Genomic DNA, 15,038 nt, shown 5'->3' on the forward strand with positions numbered 1-15,038 from the left:
ATTATCTTTGAAGATTATTAGAATCTGACAAATTTAACAAAATAATCTTATGTTCACAGGAATTATTGAAGCGGTAGGAATTGTAGAAAAAATTGAAAAGAGCGGCAGCAATATAGATTTTACATTGAATTGTCCTTTTACTCAGGAACTTAAGATAGACCAAAGTCTTGCGCACAACGGATGTTGTTTAACCGTTGTAAAAATTGAAGGAACACAATACACCGTTACCGCAATTAACGAAACTTTAGAGAAAACAAATCTCGGGAAATGGGAAGTTGGAACCGTTGTAAACCTTGAACGCTGCATGAAAATGGACGGAAGACTGGACGGACATATTGTACAGGGACATGTTGACAAAACGGGAAATGTTGTAGGAATTGAAAATAAAGACGGAAGTTATTTTATTACTTTTGAATATAATGAAGACGGAAATTTCATAACAGTTCCACAAGGTTCTGTTACTGTAAATGGAATCAGTTTAACGGTTGCAGAAAGCGGAGAGCGAAAATTTTCGGTGGCGATAATTCCTTATACTTGGGAGTTCACAAATATGAATAAATTAAAGATTGGTGATAAAGTGAACCTGGAATTCGATATTATTGGGAAGTATATTACTAAATTAATGACAAAACAGAATGCCTTTTAGCAGATACAGAGGATATAGTTTACGAAACAAAATTTTCTGGGGATTCCTTTTGGTTTCCCTTTTGAGTGTTTTGGGTTCGTCGCTGTTGTCCTATTATATTTTGAGAGATAATGCGATTGTGCAGAGTAGAACCGATCAGCAAAAAAAATCGGAAGCTTTAATGGCTTCTTTGGATTACGCTGTGAGTCATACCCAAGTACAAACTGAGGATTTACCAACAGTTTTGGAGAACAAAATCTACGAAATTTCGGATATCAACAAGCACGACGTCATTATTTACGATTTGAAGGGAAATTACCTAATTTCCAACAAAGACCCAGATATGATTACGGAAAAGAAAATCCCAATTCCTACAGTCAATAAAATTTTGGGGAGTGATAAAAGGGTAGATATTCAAACCTACGATGATAAATTAGCATCCAATGTTACTTCATCTTATATGGTGTTGAAAAACAATATGTTAGAACCTGTTGCGATTGTTTATTTTCCATACTATCACAGCGATTCTGCGTATCTTGATGTTCTGAATAATTATTTGAAATATATTTTAATTATCAATTTAATTATCATTCTCTTCAGCGTTTGGCTAAGCTGGATTATTTCTAAAAACTTAACAAACGCTTTGACGAATTTCTCTGAAAAAATCAACAGATTAACCCTTTTTGAAAAAGATATGCGTCCAATCCGTTATTATAAAAATGACGAATTGAGTTCGCTCGTGAAGTCTTATAATAAAATGATTCTTCAGATTCAGGATCAAAAAGAAAGGCTGAGTTTTACCGAAAAAGAACAGGCTTGGCGCGAAATGGCAAAACAAGTTGCACACGAAGTGAAAAATCCATTAACGCCGATGAAGTTGACCATCCAAAATTTTGAAAGAAAATTCGACCCAACTGACCCGGAAATTACTGATAAGGTAAAGAAAATGAGCGCAACTATGGTCGACCAAATCGATTTGATTGCTACCGTTGCTTCGGCGTTTTCACAATTTGCACAACTTCCGGAAAAACATAACGAAACGTTCAACCTTAAAAAGGAAATCGACAGTATTTTAGGAGTTTTTGGTGGCGACCAAATTTTTGTACATGCAAACAGCGAGAATATCATGGTGAATATGGATAAAATTTATCTAAATAGAATTATCACCAATCTCGTAACCAACGCCAAACAGGCTGCGAGCGATTTCCGGACGCCAATTATAAATATTGATGTCGAACAGCATCAGAAACGCATCATGATTTCGGTAGAAGACAATGGTGTCGGAATTCCGGAGGACATGTATGAAAGGATTTTCGAGCCGAATTTTACGTCAAAAAGTAGCGGAATGGGTCTTGGTTTAACCATGGTTCGAAAGATGATAGAAGAATATAAAGGCGAAATTTCTGTGAAGTCCGAAGTTGGAAAAGGCACGAAGTTCATCATTACTTTACCGACCAATTTATAGTGAAGTCTTTCCGTTTTCAGCAGTTTGAAGTCTCGCAATCATCCAGGGTTTTCCGCGTGGGAACTGACGGTGTTTTGCTCGGCGCGATGTGTTCCGTTGAAAATGCTGAAACAGTTTTAGAAGTAGGTTCCGGGAGCGGAATAATTTCTTTAATGATTGCTCAGCGAAATCCCAACGCAAAAATTTCAGCAATCGATTTGAATAAAGAAGCAGCTTTGCTTTCAAAGGGAAATTTTCAGAACTCAAAGTTTTCGGAAAGAATGAATGCTTTTCAAGGTAATTTTAAAAATTATCATTCGGAAGAAAAGTTCGATTTCATCGTCTGTAATCCGCCTTATTTTGAAGAGAACACTTCGGTAAAAGACGTTTTAGCTCGTCAAAAAGTGGAACTTCAGTTTGAAGAACTCATTTCAAAATCATCACAACTACTTACTGAAAATGGTGTTTTTTCAGTGATTATTCCTTCAGAATCTGCTGATGAATTTATTCAGATTTCAAAAAATAGCAATCTTCATCTAATCAAAAAAGTCAATATTTTTGGGATTGAAGGCGGTGTTTTGAAAAGAAATGTTCTTGAGTTTTCGCTTTCACCGAAAGATTTAGTTCAGGAAAACTTTGTTATTGAAAAAAGCCCGAGAAAATATTCTGATGAGTATCTCGAACTCACGAAAGATTTTCATGTTTTTCATTCCAAATAAAAAAGTATTCACATAAGCGAAGACTTTAATATTTATTGATGAATTTCTTATTCGAATAATTCAGCCGTATCCAAAACCGAAACTTTACCGTCTTCACAACGGATTGCTTCTCCCGGGAAATTATGAATCATATGGTAATCGTGTGTTGCCATAACAACTGCACAATGATTTTCCTGTGCAACCTGCTTTAACAAAGTCATAATATCATTGGAAGTTTCAGGGTCAAGATTTCCTGTAGGTTCATCCGCCAAAATCAGTTCAGGATGGTTCAACAAAGCTCTTGCAATCGCAATGCGCTGCTGTTCTCCACCGGAAAGTTCGTGTGGCATTTTGTGTTTCTTTGATTTCATTCCAACGCTGCCCAAAACCTCGTTAATACGGTCGTCCATTTTAGTTTTTTCTTTCCAACCAGTTGCTTCAAGGACGAATCTGAGATTTTTCTCAACCGTTCTGTCCGGTAAAAGCTGAAAATCCTGGAAAACAATACCCAATTTTCTTCTCAAGTTAGGGATGTCGGAAGTTCTGAGTTTTGCAAGGTCGAAACCTGCAACATTTCCCTGTCCTCCCGCCAACGGAATATGTCCGTAAAGTGTTTTCAGAAGAGAACTTTTTCCGGAACCTGTTTTACCAATCAAATAGCAGAATCTTCCTTTTTGGATGTGAAGGTCAACATTATTCAGTACAGTGAAATTTTTCTGCGCAATTGTCGCGTTGCTCAGGTTAATGATGTTTTCACCGCTTTCGTTTCTGTGTGGCATCTTTTTTAATTAAGAATGAAGAATTTTTCTTATAGTTTTCAAAAGTAATGAATCAGAACTTTTTTTCCTATAAAATTGGCAAATTTTAACAACAAAAAATGCCTGAAAATATAATTTTCAAGCATAATCTGTATATGATAATTCAGAGATTATCTCTTAGCGCGTGATGCACTTACAGTTAAACTCTTTCTGCCTTTTGCTCTTCTAGCAGCCAAAACTCTTCTCCCGTTTGGAGTTGACATTCTTTCTCTGAAACCGTGCTTGTTTCTTCTCTTTCTTTCTGATGGTTGGAATGTTCTTTTGCTCATTGCTAATATCTTTTAGTGTAAAACTATTTTCTCTTTTTTCAGGTTGCAAAGATATGAAACTTTTTATACTCTGCAAATTAATTTTTATTTTTTTTGAAGAATGTCGGTTGTTAGATGATGGATGATGGATGCGCTCAATGTGGTTAATAACAGCGTATTGCGGTTTCACATCTTCTCAAAATATTTTTTTATTTTTTTTATCTGAATCAAATTGTTGCTACAAGCTTTCTCAAAACTTCGGACTTCGCGCTTTGGACTTCTCTCTTCCAACCCAAATTCCTATATTTGATCCCCGAAATCAATACAGAAAATGTTTACACCCTCAGAACTTTTAGATATCAACAAGCTTTTAACTCCGGAGAAAAAAATCGTGATTATTACACATTACAATCCGGATGGTGACGCTATTGGAAGTTCTTTAGGATTAAAACATTTTTTGAATGCTAAAGGTTTGGAAGCTGACGTTATTGTTCCAAATGATTTTCCGAAATTTCTGAAATGGATGCCTGATGCAAAAAAAGTTATCATTGCAGAATACAAAAGAAAACAGGCAGGAGAAGCCATTTATCATGCGGATTTAATTTTTATTCTGGATTTTAATGCATCGCACAGAGCCGGAAATCTGGTTGGTCCGTGGATTGAAAAAGCAAAAGCTAAAAAAATACTGATTGACCATCATCAACAACCCGAAGGTTTTGATTTTGTGTATTCCGATACTTCAATTCCTGCCACCTCACAAATGGTTTATCATTTTATTGAGGCATTGGATGAGGAAAAATTGGTGAATCAAAATATTGCAGAATGTCTTTACACGGGAATTATGACGGACACCGGTGGTTTCCGTTTCCGGTCCACTTCCGCAACAACGCACCGAATTATTGCGAATCTCATTGAAAAAGGAGCGGATCCTGCAATGATTACATCCAACACTTGGGATACGAATACGGTTTCGCGCCTTCACCTTTTGGCTCTAATCTTATCGAGAATTGAAGTCGTGAAAGACGGAAAAGTGGCTATTCTTTGGCTAAAACGCGATGAATTGAAGGAATTCGGATTCCAGAAAGGAGATACAGAAGGTTTCGTTAACTACGGTTTGAGCATTTTGGGAACTCAGGTTTCGGCATTTTTCATGGAAGATTTGTACGAAGATTTCGTGAAGATTTCTTTCCGTTCTAAAGAAGATGTCGACGTCAATCAGTTTTCTAGAAAATACTTTAATGGCGGCGGTCACATTAACGCAGCCGGCGGAAAATATTTCAAATCCATCGAGGAAACCATTGAGGATTTTAAAGAAAAAATTGAGAGTGAAAATTTTTAAAAATTTATTTTCTGAAACTAAAGAATATATTCAGGATTTCTTCAAAGCCAGTCGTGAACAGTGGTTAGCAAGAATTTCAGCTTGGATTGCATTCTTTTCACTTATTCTTTTTTTGATTTTTGTTTGGAAAAATATTCAGCCGGATTTTGTGAAAGATTTACCAAAATTTGCAAATCGTTTCGTGAGATATTTTGTTTTTTTGGTCGTGTTTTTAATTGTTTTTTTTACAAGTTTTCAGATTTTGAAATTTTTATTTTTAGATAAAAAATCATCTCAACATTAAAGCCACCAAAGCAACAATTGCCGGTAAAGCCTGAACGAAAAATATTTTTTTCGATGCAGTTAATGCCCCATAAATTCCGGCAACAATCACGCAGCCAAGAAAAAACAACGCGACATTTTTTGCCCACATTTCATCGGAAATAATGAGCGACCAAATTAATCCTGCTGCTAAAAATCCATTATATAATCCTTGATTTTTTGCCAAACCTTTTGTTGGGGCAAATAAATTTTCGGGCAAAGAAGCTTTAAAGGTTTTCTTCCCCAAAGTTTCCCCAGCGAACATTTCCATGTACAGGATGTAAAGATGTTCTATAGCAACTAGCGCAATAAATATTTTTGATAAAAGTTCCATAATTTATTGGGGTTAAAAGTTTTTATAATACTAAATTTTTCGGAAGATTGTGAAGCAATTCTGTGTTAATAATCGCAGCACAAACCTGTGGTTTTTCCCAGTGTCCATTGTGTCCGCAATCGAGTAAGTAAGATTTGATATTGGTTTTATCGGGAAGATTTTTCAGCATCAAATCTGTCTTTACCGCATTGTCGTATTTTCCGGCGATTACCAAAATTTTTCCTTCAAAACTTTCCATTACATTTGTTTTGTCGGTTCTTTCAATCATGCCTTTTACAGCGGCAAGAACGCCGTCGGTTTTCGTAGAAAGGGCAATCTCTTTGGCCAAATTAATCTTGCCTTCCAGAATATCTTTTTCGGTTTCGCTGAAAAGATTGGGAATTCCAGCGGCAACATAATTTGGGAAAGCTTCTTTGATGATTCGGAAACTTTTTCTGCGCTGTTCTTTCTTCTCGTCATCATCTGGAAAATAAGTGGAAAAGAAAAGCGTCATGCTCTTCAGAACCTCAGGAAATTTTTCAGCAAAAGCCAGTGAAGCATATCCTCCCATCGAATGTCCCAGCAAATGGAAATTTTTAAGCTGAAGTTTGTCAGTTACTTTTTTCACTTCTTCCGCCATGAGCTCCATGGTGTGAATTTCTCCGTAAATTTTGGAAAGTCCGTGTCCGGGTAAATCAATTTTTACGAGCGTGAAATCTTTTGAAAGGTTAGGTTCCATGTCTTCCCAAATCAAAAGATTCTCCATAAATCCGTGCAAAAGCACCAAAGTTTCTTTTCCGTTTCCTGATATTTCGTAGTTCAGCATACATTCAGATTTTAACAAATTTAGCAATAAAAAAAGCATTCCGGAGAATGCTTTCGTTCTGTTGATGAAATTTACTTCACTTTTTCATCATAAATTTTTTCTTCCTGAGGTTTAATATCAGAAATTCCGTACACCTCACTGTTTGTAATCGCCATATTGTCGAGCATGTCCACAAAATTCTTGTAAATAAAAAACCCTTTCAGAGTTCCAAACGCTGAAAGGGATCTTGAAAGTTTTCTATCAAAAACTATTTCTGATTCTTATAGTAATTAATACCACACTCCAGAAATTTTTTAAAATCTTCTTTCGGCATATATCCTGAAACCGGCACGTTAATTACCTTTTCATCCGGCGAAACCAAAACATAATGCGGCTGCGAATTATTATTGAAATTGACCTGTTGGAACATGCTCCATTTGTCGCCAATTGTTTTAATTTTCTTCATTTGTCCGCCTCCCATGTCAACTTTGGTCTGTTCGTTTTCAGGAAGTGCTTCTTTATCGTCGACGTAAAGTGAAGCAAGTACAACATCATTCTGAAGGATTGGTAAAATATCAGGTTCGCTCCAAACAAATTCTTCCATTTTACGACAGTTTTCGCAACCGTAACCCGTAAAGTCGATCAGGACGGGTTTATTTTCTTTCTTGGCGATTTCAATGGCTTTGAAATAATCGTGTTCAGGATGCATTCCCAAAATTCCGTCTTTCTCGTCATGAAGATAACTAACATTTAAAGGTGGTAAAATTCCGGATAGCATCTGCAATTTTGGTCTTTCAGAAGGTATTAATCCCTGAATTAAATAAATAATAAATCCAATTCCAAGTGCGCCCAAAATTTTTCTTGTTAAAGAAATTTTCGGCTTTTTATCGTCGTGCGGAAATTTGATAATACCGAAGAGGTAAAGAACCAAACCAATCGCAATCAGAATCCAAAGGATGATAAAGAGTTCTCTTTTCAGCATAAATGTTTTGGAAACCAAATCGGCTTTCGACAAAAATTTTAAAGCTAAAGCAAGTTCAATAAATCCTAAAACTACTTTCACGGTGTTCATCCAACCTCCGGATTTCGGTAAACTTTGCAAAGCTTGTGGAAACAGAGCCAAAAGTCCGAAAACTATCGCCCAACTCAATCCGAAACCTGCCAAAGCGAAAGTAAGCAACATCGGAACGTTTGCAGAACCGGTTACAGCACTTCCTAATAAACTTCCCAAAATTGGACCGGTGCACGAAAAAGAAACAATAACCAAGGTTAAAGCCATGAAAAATATTCCGATAATTCCGCCTGCATCTTCGGCTTTTGAAGATTTATTGGCGATGGAACTCGGTAACGTGATGTCGTAATATCCGAAGAAACTTCCTGCAAAAAATAAAAAGATGAGGAAAAATGCGATATTCAACCAAACAGAAGTCGAAATTTGGTTGAAAATATTTCCGGCAATTCCATCAATAATATGAAAAGGAACACTAAGGAGCACGAAAATCAGAAGGATGAAAAATCCGTACAAAAGCGCATCGCGTTTTCCTTTGGCTTTGTTTAGAGAACCTTTGGTAAAAAAGGAAACCGTCAAAGGAATCATCGGGAAAACACATGGTGTCAAGAGTGCAATTAATCCTCCCAAAAATCCGAGCAGAAGGTAAGTCCAGTAGTTTTCTTCATTTTTTTCTGTTACAACGCCGCAGTCCGTTAAAGGTTTGCTGAAATCAAGTGAGCTGACTTTCAGGCCTTCTCTTTTTGGTTGTAAAGATGTTGTAGTTGCTGTAAGTGAATCTGAATTGGCTGTAACTGCCGGTGTAATTATTGTTGTAACCGAATCCAGTGCATCCACAGTTGCCGGTTTTGTTTCTTCTTTTTTTGTGGTGAGTGTTGATGAAGTTGAAGCAACAGTATTTTCAAATTCTAAAGTATTTGGAGCCAAACAAATCCTGTCGTTACAGGTTTGATAAGTGATTTCGGCAACTGCCTTTCCGGGTTTTGAAGGGTCTTTCAGTTTAAATTTTTGTTTGAAAGACACTTTGTCGGAATAGTAAATCATATCTCCGCCAAAAGCTTCCGAAAATTCCTGAATTTTTTTTCCGCTTTCCGTAAATACGCCAATCAAAGCGATATTATCTCCCGAAACTTTCATATCGGTCGGAATCGCTGTGTCCGGTGGTAAATCTTTGGAATTAATGTGCCATCCCGGTTCAAGCGTCGCTGTAATTACAGCTTCAAATTCACCATTGGAAAGAGGGGAAACAGTATATTTAAACTTTACAGGGTCTTTAATTTGTGCAGAAAATATCTGTAAAAGGAAAAGAAAGACCAGCGCTGTAAATTTTTTCATGATTTTGGATTTGAACTTTTTTAAAGGTTCACAAAAATAGGGATTATGGATTTAATGAAAAACCGAAATGTCTTAAAAATGTCTTCGACTTCGCTCAGACTGACATGAATAAAAAGCTGTAAATCAACGGTATCACACTGAGCGAAGTCGAAGTGTATGAACAAATTTTATTTAATTCTTTTTACGCACTCAATTTCGTTTCTTTTAATGCTGATTTCGTGGGTGTTGCTTCGGAAAAACTTTCCATTTTCGGCTTGAATGATTTTATCAATCTCGATGCCTGAAAATCCCAATCGGCGGATAATTTCTACAATAATCGTTGGATGTTTTGAAAAAAGCTGTTCCTTGTCTAAAGTAAATTCATCATCATTTCCTTTGATGAAAATTTCCTGAAATGTGGCTTCAATTTGAGACTGATAAAACTGATTCACTGTACACAAATGTTTCAAACTTTCCCCAAACTGATTTAGAAAATCGGGAAACACATCTGTGATTTTTGGAACAATTTGATTGCGGATTTTATTCCTCAAATAATCATCTTTCTGATTGCTCAAATCTTCACGAAATTCAACATTATTTTCTTCTGCGTAAGAGTAAATTTCTTCTTTAGTGAAACGCAAAAGTGGTCGGAGAATTTGGTTTTCGTTAGCAGGAATTCCGCTTAAACCTTTAATTCCGGAACCTCGAGAAAGATTGATGATAAAAGTTTCAAGTTCGTCGTTCAAATGATGTGCAGTAACGATAAAATCTAGGTTTTCTTCCTTTAAAATTTTGAAAAAGAAATCGTAGCGTAAATTTCTTGCCCAAAGCTGAACCGAATTTTCACGATTTTCATTTTCAGAAACTTTATAAAGATGGAGCTTGATGTTATTTTCCGAACAGAAATTTTGAACCACTTTTTGGTCTAAATCAGAATCTTCACCACGAAGCTGATAATTGAGGTGTGCAATTTCAAAATTTAACCCAGATTTTTGGCTCAAATTGGCCAAAACCATCGAATCTGCACCGCCACTTACAGCCAACAAAAATTTTTGCTGACGGAAATCGTTCTGCAGTTTTTCAAAAGCTTGTTGAAATGTGGAAATATTGAGCAAAATCTTTGGGAATTTCAGCAAAGATAATTCTTTGGTTTCAAATGATTTCTCTAAATTTGGCTCTAACAAAAGCAATTTATATGAAACTAGGAAAATTTCTGGCGGTTTCTTCATTTGCACTTCTTACAATGAGTTGTGTGAGTAAGAAACAGTTCGACGCCCTCAATTTAAATTACAAGCAAAGCATCGAAAATCTTGCTGAAAGACAGCGGGAAATTCAGGATTTGAAATCGGCAAACTCAGGTTTAACAAGCGAAAATAAATTGTTGAAAGACCAAAACGCTGCCTTAAAATCTTCTTTGGATGCATGTTTAAGCAATTCCGGAGCAAGTTCTGCAAATATTGATAAATTGGTGGGAGAAATCAATGCTTCCAACAAATACATCAAACAGCTCATTTCAACCAACGCGAAAAACGACAGTCTGAATTTGGCGCTTTCCAACAAACTGAAACGTTCTTTGGATAATATCGCAGATTCTGATGTTCAGGTAAAAGTTCTGAAAGGTGTTGTGATGATTTCACTTTCCGACAAAATGCTTTACAGAACAGGCGATTACAACGTGCTTCCACAAGCTCAGGAAGTTTTGGGTAAAGTGGCAAGCGTAATCAACGATTACGATAAATATTCGGTTTTAATTGAAGGAAACACGGATAATGTTCCGCTTTCATCGGCAACGCTTCCAAAAGATAACTGGGATTTATCGGCTTTAAGAGGAACTGCCGTTGCAAAAATTTTGCAAAGCAAATTTGGAGTTGATCCTGCAAGAATTACCGCAGGTGGACGTTCTGAATACAACCCGAAAACTACGAACATGAGCGTTTCCGGAAGAGCAGAAAACCGCAGAACGGAAATTATCATCATGCCGAAGCTGGATGAATTTATGAAACTAATGGACATTGCTCCGGCGAAATAAATTGGTTTGATAATATTTTACAGCGTTGTTAAGACTCGGAGCCTTAACAACGCTTTTCGTTTTAAATTTGCTATTTTTGAACACCTAATTTTCAACAAAAATTTATGAGTTTTTTTGAAGAAAACTGTCCCGAAATGGACCGCTACCTTGAAAATCATGCTTCTGCTGAACCTGAAATTCTGAAAAGACTTCGTAAGGAAACCTATCAGAAAACAACGCAACCACACATGATTTCGGGTTATCAACAGGGAAGGTTATTAACGATTATTTCGAAAATGATGTCGCCAAAACGCATCCTTGAAATCGGAACTTTCACAGGTTATGCTGCGCTTTGTTTGGCGGAAGGTCTCGCTAATGATGGAAAATTAATCACCCTTGATGTGAATGAAGAACTCGCTTATCTTCCCAAAAAATATTTTGCAGAAAGTGAATTCTCCAACAAAATAGATTTCAAACTGCAGGATGCCAAAGAATATCTGAAAGAAACTTCAGAAACTTTCGATTTGGTTTTCATTGATGCGGATAAAGAAAATTATGTGGAATATTTCAGTCTCATTAAACCAAAACTGAAATCCGGTTCTGTAGTGATGTTCGATAATGTTTTGTGGTACGGTAAAGTTTTGGAAGAAAACCCGAAGCAGAAATCAACCCAAAAAATTAAGGAACTCAACGATTTGGTGGCAAAAGACGAAAATTTCGAAAATCTTATTTTACCTTTGCGCGATGGGGTTAATTTGCTCCGAATGAAGTAACGGCATTTATCGTTTTTAAATTAAAATTGATGTCTAAAATCTGACATTTTAAAATATGGAAAAAGCAGTTTGTAAAGTAATGGCAGCTCCGGTTCGTGAAGAGCCGAAAGAACAGGCAGAAATGGTAACGCAGATTTTGTACGGCGAAACTTTGGATGTTCTGGAAGCCGGAAAATACTGGTCTAAAATAAAAATGCATTTCGACGGTTATGAAGGTTTTGTGGACAGCCGGCAAATCCAGAAAATTTCTGATGAAGAATTGGCGAGCAGAAAAGTAACGCTAATTACCGAAGATTTTCAGTCGGTTTTAATGAAGGATGGAAGAACGTTGCTTTCAATGGGCTCGGAAGTGGAATTTCCGGCAGTTGCTTCGCGCCGAAGTCATGATTTAAGAGAAAGCATTGCTTTAACAGCGCAGGAATTGTTGAACATTCCGTATTTGTGGGGTGGAAGAAGCTTTTTCGGGGTTGACTGTTCCGGATTTGTGCATTTGGTGTATAAAATCAACGGGATAAAAATGCCACGCGATTCTTATCAGCAAGCTGAAGTTGGGCAACCTTTAACTTTTGTGGAGGAAAGTCAACCCGGAGATTTGGCCTTCTTTGAAAATGCAGAAGGTAGAGTTGTTCATGTGGGAATTATGCTCGAAAATCAGAGAATTATACACGCTTCAGGAAAAGTGAGAATTGATACTTTGGATTCTACAGGAATTTTCAACAAAGAACTGAACGGGCACACGCACAAACTTCGCATTGTGAAAAATGTGATTGGTTAGAGTCTCTCGCTGATCGAGCAAATTAAGCAGATTTAGTATGGATGAAAATGAAATTTCATATATAATCAGAAAGGGGATTTTCAATGTCTATAATGGACTTGGTCCCGGTTTACTTGAATCTGTTTATCAAAAAGTCCTGTTATATGAACTTGAAGATTTGGGACTTAAGGTTGCTCAAGAAGTAAGCGTTCCAATAATTTATAACCAAAAATTATTCGATTTTAACTATAAAATTGATTTGCTTGTTGAAGATAAGGTTATTGTTGAACTGAAATCTGTGAAAAATCTTGAGGATGTTCATTACAAACAGCTTTACACATATCTAAGACTCGCTGATAAAAAATTGGGAATCTTGGTTAATTTCAACTCAAACGATATTATTGAAAATATCAAACGCGTAGTTAATAAACTTTAATGAAATCTGCATAATCCGCTCAATCTGCGAGAGTGAAATTTATCTACAACATATTCGTAAGCTTACTGATTTTCGGGATGAAAATCGGTTCAATGTTTAATTATAAACTGAAACGCGGATTGGCTGGAAGAAGACAAAGTTGTGAAAATGTAAAAGCCAAAATTTCCCCTTCGGATCAAGTGATTTGGATGCACGCTGCAAGTTTGGGCGAATATGAACAGGGACTTCCTGTACTGGAAAAACTCAAAGAAAAATATCCTAATCATAAGATATTAATTACTTTTTTTTCGCCTTCCGGTTACGAAAATGTTGTAAATAAAAACAATATCGCGGATGTGGTTTGCTATCTTCCTTTTGATACCAAAAAATGGGTAAGAGAATTTACTTCCAATTTTAAAACCGATATTTTTTTCACTGTTAAATATGATTACTGGTATAATCTGCTTGAAGAACTGAAACATAACGGCGCAAAAGTTTATGTAATTTCTGCTCTATTCTACGAGACGCAGGTGTTTTTCAAGGCTTATGGAAGATGGTTTGTGGAGCAACTTGCTAAAAATGTGGACTGGTTTTTTCATCAGACCAAACATTCATCAGCATTGGCAAAAGGTATTGGATTAAAAAATTCTTCAACTGCGGGAGATACGCGTTTCGATAGGGTAAAACAACTTCGCGAAAGAAATAATTCAGTGGATTTTATTGACGATTTTAAACAGAATAAAACGACGATTGTTTTCGGAAGTTCCTGGGAAGCGGAGGAAAGAATGGCAGAAATCATTCACAATAAATCTCCCGAAACAATGCTCATTATTGCGCCTCACGATTTGAAAAGGGTAGAACATCTGAAAATTATTTTCCCGAATGCTCTGCTTTATTCACAACTCTCTGAGTCTCAGAGTCCGACCGTCGGAAATTCAAACGTTCTCGTTATTGATTGTATTGGTTTGCTTTCAAAACTTTATAGTTATGCAGATATTGCAGTTGTAGGCGGAGGTTTTCATTCGAAAGGGCTTCATAATATTTTGGAGGCAGCAACTTTTGGAATCCCTGTAATTTTTGGAAATCATTATACCAAAAATCCGGAAGCAGACGAACTGATTGCGCAACTTGGTGGAAAATCTTTCGAAGACGAATTTTTTGCTTCGCCTTATCTATTAGGAATGCTTAAAAACCCTGAAATGATAACAGAAATGGGAAAGAATGCCGAAAATTTCATCAACAGTCAGCCTAATGCAACAGAAACGATTCTGAAAAAGCTGGAATCTCTTAATTAAATAGCTTGGAATATTTCATAAACCCGTTCAAAGCCCAATTTGCGGTATAATACAGCGATTTTAGAGTTGAAAAATTCATGTAATCTTTATAAACCAAGTATTGGTCTTTCACGATGTTTTGTTTTTTGCGGGAAATGCTGGTTTCGTGCATTCTGTATCTCGCCATCGTTTTCGGAAGCGGTTTTCCGACCGGAATTTTCTTGAGTAAATTAAGCCACATCACATGATCTTCACGTTTGCTGCCTTTTGGAAAATATTCTTTTCCAACTCTTTTAGAATCGTACATAGAAGAAAGCAATGAAAGTCGGCAGGTTTTCAGTAAATTATGGAATGTTACTTCTTTGTCAGCTTTGAAATCTTCAATTTTTGGATTGAGGTTTTCATCGCAACGTGCATAATTGGAATAGGCGAGTTCAGCATTTTCTTTTTTCATAAATGAAACCATTTCTTCCAAAAAATTCGGTTCCCAAAAATCATCGGCGTCGATAAAAGTTATATATCTTCCGGAAGCTTTTTCAAGGGAGAGATTTCTGGCGTGTCCAGCTCCACCGTTTTTTCCGGCAAGTGTCAAAATAATTCGTGAATCATTAAGGTTTCTAATAATTTCAACAGAATTGTCGGAAGACTGATCGTCTGTAATGAGCCATTCAAAGTCGGTAAAAGTTTGATTGAGAACAGACTTTGCGGTTTCTTCAATAAATTTTGAAGAATTGTAACAAGGTGTAATAATAGAGACTTCGGGCATCAATTTGTTTTTACAAAGATAGCATAAAGGTAAGTTTCATGAAAAAATCAATTTTATTGAAAAAATTCCTCATTATTCTGGAGGCCACTGAAAAAGTCTTCTGGGCAATCAGAAAAAAGGAGTTAAAACAGTAAT

16 protein-coding genes and 1 pseudogene are annotated in these 15,038 nt (G+C 36.4%); 9 read left to right on the forward strand and 8 right to left on the reverse strand.

The features are described from left to right. Window positions 1-49 precede the first annotated feature (49 nt). Genes Q0252_RS02820 through Q0252_RS02830 form a run of 3 tightly spaced genes read left to right on the forward strand, consistent with a single transcriptional unit; the run spans window position 50 to window position 2,788 of the window. Entirely contained in the window at window positions 50-646 is a 597-nt protein-coding gene (locus tag Q0252_RS02820) for a riboflavin synthase (RefSeq protein ID WP_297983567.1), read from the forward strand. Then, the gene (locus Q0252_RS02825) at window positions 636-2,090 is read left to right on the forward strand and encodes a HAMP domain-containing sensor histidine kinase (RefSeq protein WP_297983570.1); all 1,455 of its coding nucleotides are present in this window, start codon (window positions 636-638) and stop codon (window positions 2,088-2,090) included. Before Q0252_RS02820 ends, Q0252_RS02825 begins: the two co-directional genes overlap by 11 nt. Beyond that, window positions 2,090-2,788: a methyltransferase gene (locus Q0252_RS02830; protein ID WP_297983572.1), complete on the forward strand. Its 699-nt coding sequence runs from the start codon at window positions 2,090-2,092 to the stop codon at window positions 2,786-2,788. The genes Q0252_RS02825 and Q0252_RS02830 overlap by 1 nt, the downstream gene beginning before the upstream one ends. Window positions 2,789-2,835: 47 nt before the next feature. On the opposite strand, the gene Q0252_RS02835 is transcribed toward Q0252_RS02830, so the two are convergent. Together Q0252_RS02835 and rpmH are read right to left on the reverse strand one after the other, a co-directional pair. Next, on the reverse strand, window positions 2,836-3,546 hold the full coding sequence (locus tag Q0252_RS02835; RefSeq protein ID WP_297983575.1) for a cell division ATP-binding protein FtsE: 711 nt from the start codon (window positions 3,544-3,546) through the stop codon (window positions 2,836-2,838). A gap of 149 nt (window positions 3,547-3,695) precedes the next feature. After that, entirely contained in the window at window positions 3,696-3,854 is a 159-nt protein-coding gene (gene rpmH / locus Q0252_RS02840; RefSeq protein WP_007843334.1) for a 50S ribosomal protein L34, read from the reverse strand. 310 nt (window positions 3,855-4,164) lie between these two features. Between rpmH and Q0252_RS02845 the strand changes: the two genes are divergently transcribed. Then, entirely contained in the window at window positions 4,165-5,172 is a 1,008-nt protein-coding gene (locus Q0252_RS02845) for a bifunctional oligoribonuclease/PAP phosphatase NrnA (protein WP_297983578.1), read from the forward strand. A 268-nt stretch (window positions 5,173-5,440) separates the two neighbouring features. On the opposite strand, the gene Q0252_RS02850 is transcribed toward Q0252_RS02845, so the two are convergent. From Q0252_RS02850 to tilS, 5 genes and pseudogenes are all read right to left on the reverse strand, one after another. Beyond that, window positions 5,441-5,806 (reverse strand): DUF1304 domain-containing protein, encoded by a 366-nt coding sequence (locus tag Q0252_RS02850; RefSeq protein ID WP_297983580.1) that lies wholly within the window; start codon window positions 5,804-5,806, stop codon window positions 5,441-5,443. A gap of 22 nt (window positions 5,807-5,828) precedes the next feature. Beyond that, window positions 5,829-6,611: an alpha/beta hydrolase gene (locus Q0252_RS02855; RefSeq protein ID WP_297983583.1), complete on the reverse strand. Its 783-nt coding sequence runs from the start codon at window positions 6,609-6,611 to the stop codon at window positions 5,829-5,831. Window positions 6,612-6,682: 71 nt separating this feature from the next. Then, window positions 6,683-6,796: pseudogene (locus tag Q0252_RS02860) on the reverse strand (biopolymer transporter ExbD); the annotation flags it as partial. A 62-nt stretch (window positions 6,797-6,858) separates the two neighbouring features. Continuing rightward, complete coding sequence (locus tag Q0252_RS02865) at window positions 6,859-8,934, reverse strand: thioredoxin family protein (protein ID WP_297983585.1); 2,076 nt, start codon at window positions 8,932-8,934, stop codon at window positions 6,859-6,861. Between the two features lie 167 nt (window positions 8,935-9,101). Then, window positions 9,102-10,142 (reverse strand): tRNA lysidine(34) synthetase TilS, encoded by a 1,041-nt coding sequence (tilS, locus tag Q0252_RS02870; protein ID WP_297983588.1) that lies wholly within the window; start codon window positions 10,140-10,142, stop codon window positions 9,102-9,104. Here tilS and Q0252_RS02875 point away from each other — a divergent pair. The 5 genes from Q0252_RS02875 to Q0252_RS02895 all read left to right on the forward strand — a co-directional run bounded on the left by Q0252_RS02875 (window position 10,109) and on the right by Q0252_RS02895 (window position 14,158). Then, the gene (locus Q0252_RS02875; RefSeq protein ID WP_297983590.1) at window positions 10,109-10,942 is read left to right on the forward strand and encodes an OmpA family protein; all 834 of its coding nucleotides are present in this window, start codon (window positions 10,109-10,111) and stop codon (window positions 10,940-10,942) included. The two genes, tilS and Q0252_RS02875, sit on opposite strands and share 34 nt — an antisense overlap. A gap of 104 nt (window positions 10,943-11,046) precedes the next feature. Continuing rightward, on the forward strand, window positions 11,047-11,694 hold the full coding sequence (locus tag Q0252_RS02880; protein WP_297983592.1) for an O-methyltransferase: 648 nt from the start codon (window positions 11,047-11,049) through the stop codon (window positions 11,692-11,694). Between the two features lie 55 nt (window positions 11,695-11,749). Next, window positions 11,750-12,469: a C40 family peptidase gene (locus Q0252_RS02885; protein WP_297983595.1), complete on the forward strand. Its 720-nt coding sequence runs from the start codon at window positions 11,750-11,752 to the stop codon at window positions 12,467-12,469. Between the two features lie 37 nt (window positions 12,470-12,506). Further along, window positions 12,507-12,884 (forward strand): GxxExxY protein, encoded by a 378-nt coding sequence (locus Q0252_RS02890; RefSeq protein ID WP_297983598.1) that lies wholly within the window; start codon window positions 12,507-12,509, stop codon window positions 12,882-12,884. 32 nt (window positions 12,885-12,916) lie between these two features. Next, window positions 12,917-14,158 (forward strand): glycosyltransferase N-terminal domain-containing protein, encoded by a 1,242-nt coding sequence (locus Q0252_RS02895; RefSeq protein WP_297983601.1) that lies wholly within the window; start codon window positions 12,917-12,919, stop codon window positions 14,156-14,158. On the opposite strand, the gene Q0252_RS02900 is transcribed toward Q0252_RS02895, so the two are convergent. Then, window positions 14,151-14,903, reverse strand: a complete 753-nt coding sequence (locus Q0252_RS02900; RefSeq protein WP_297983603.1) for a glycosyltransferase — start codon at window positions 14,901-14,903, stop codon at window positions 14,151-14,153. The two genes, Q0252_RS02895 and Q0252_RS02900, sit on opposite strands and share 8 nt — an antisense overlap. Window positions 14,904-15,038 lie beyond the last annotated feature (135 nt).

The sequence above is a fragment of the uncultured Chryseobacterium sp. genome (genome assembly GCF_936933875.1).
Lineage (GTDB): Bacteria > Bacteroidota > Bacteroidia > Flavobacteriales > Weeksellaceae > CAKZIK01.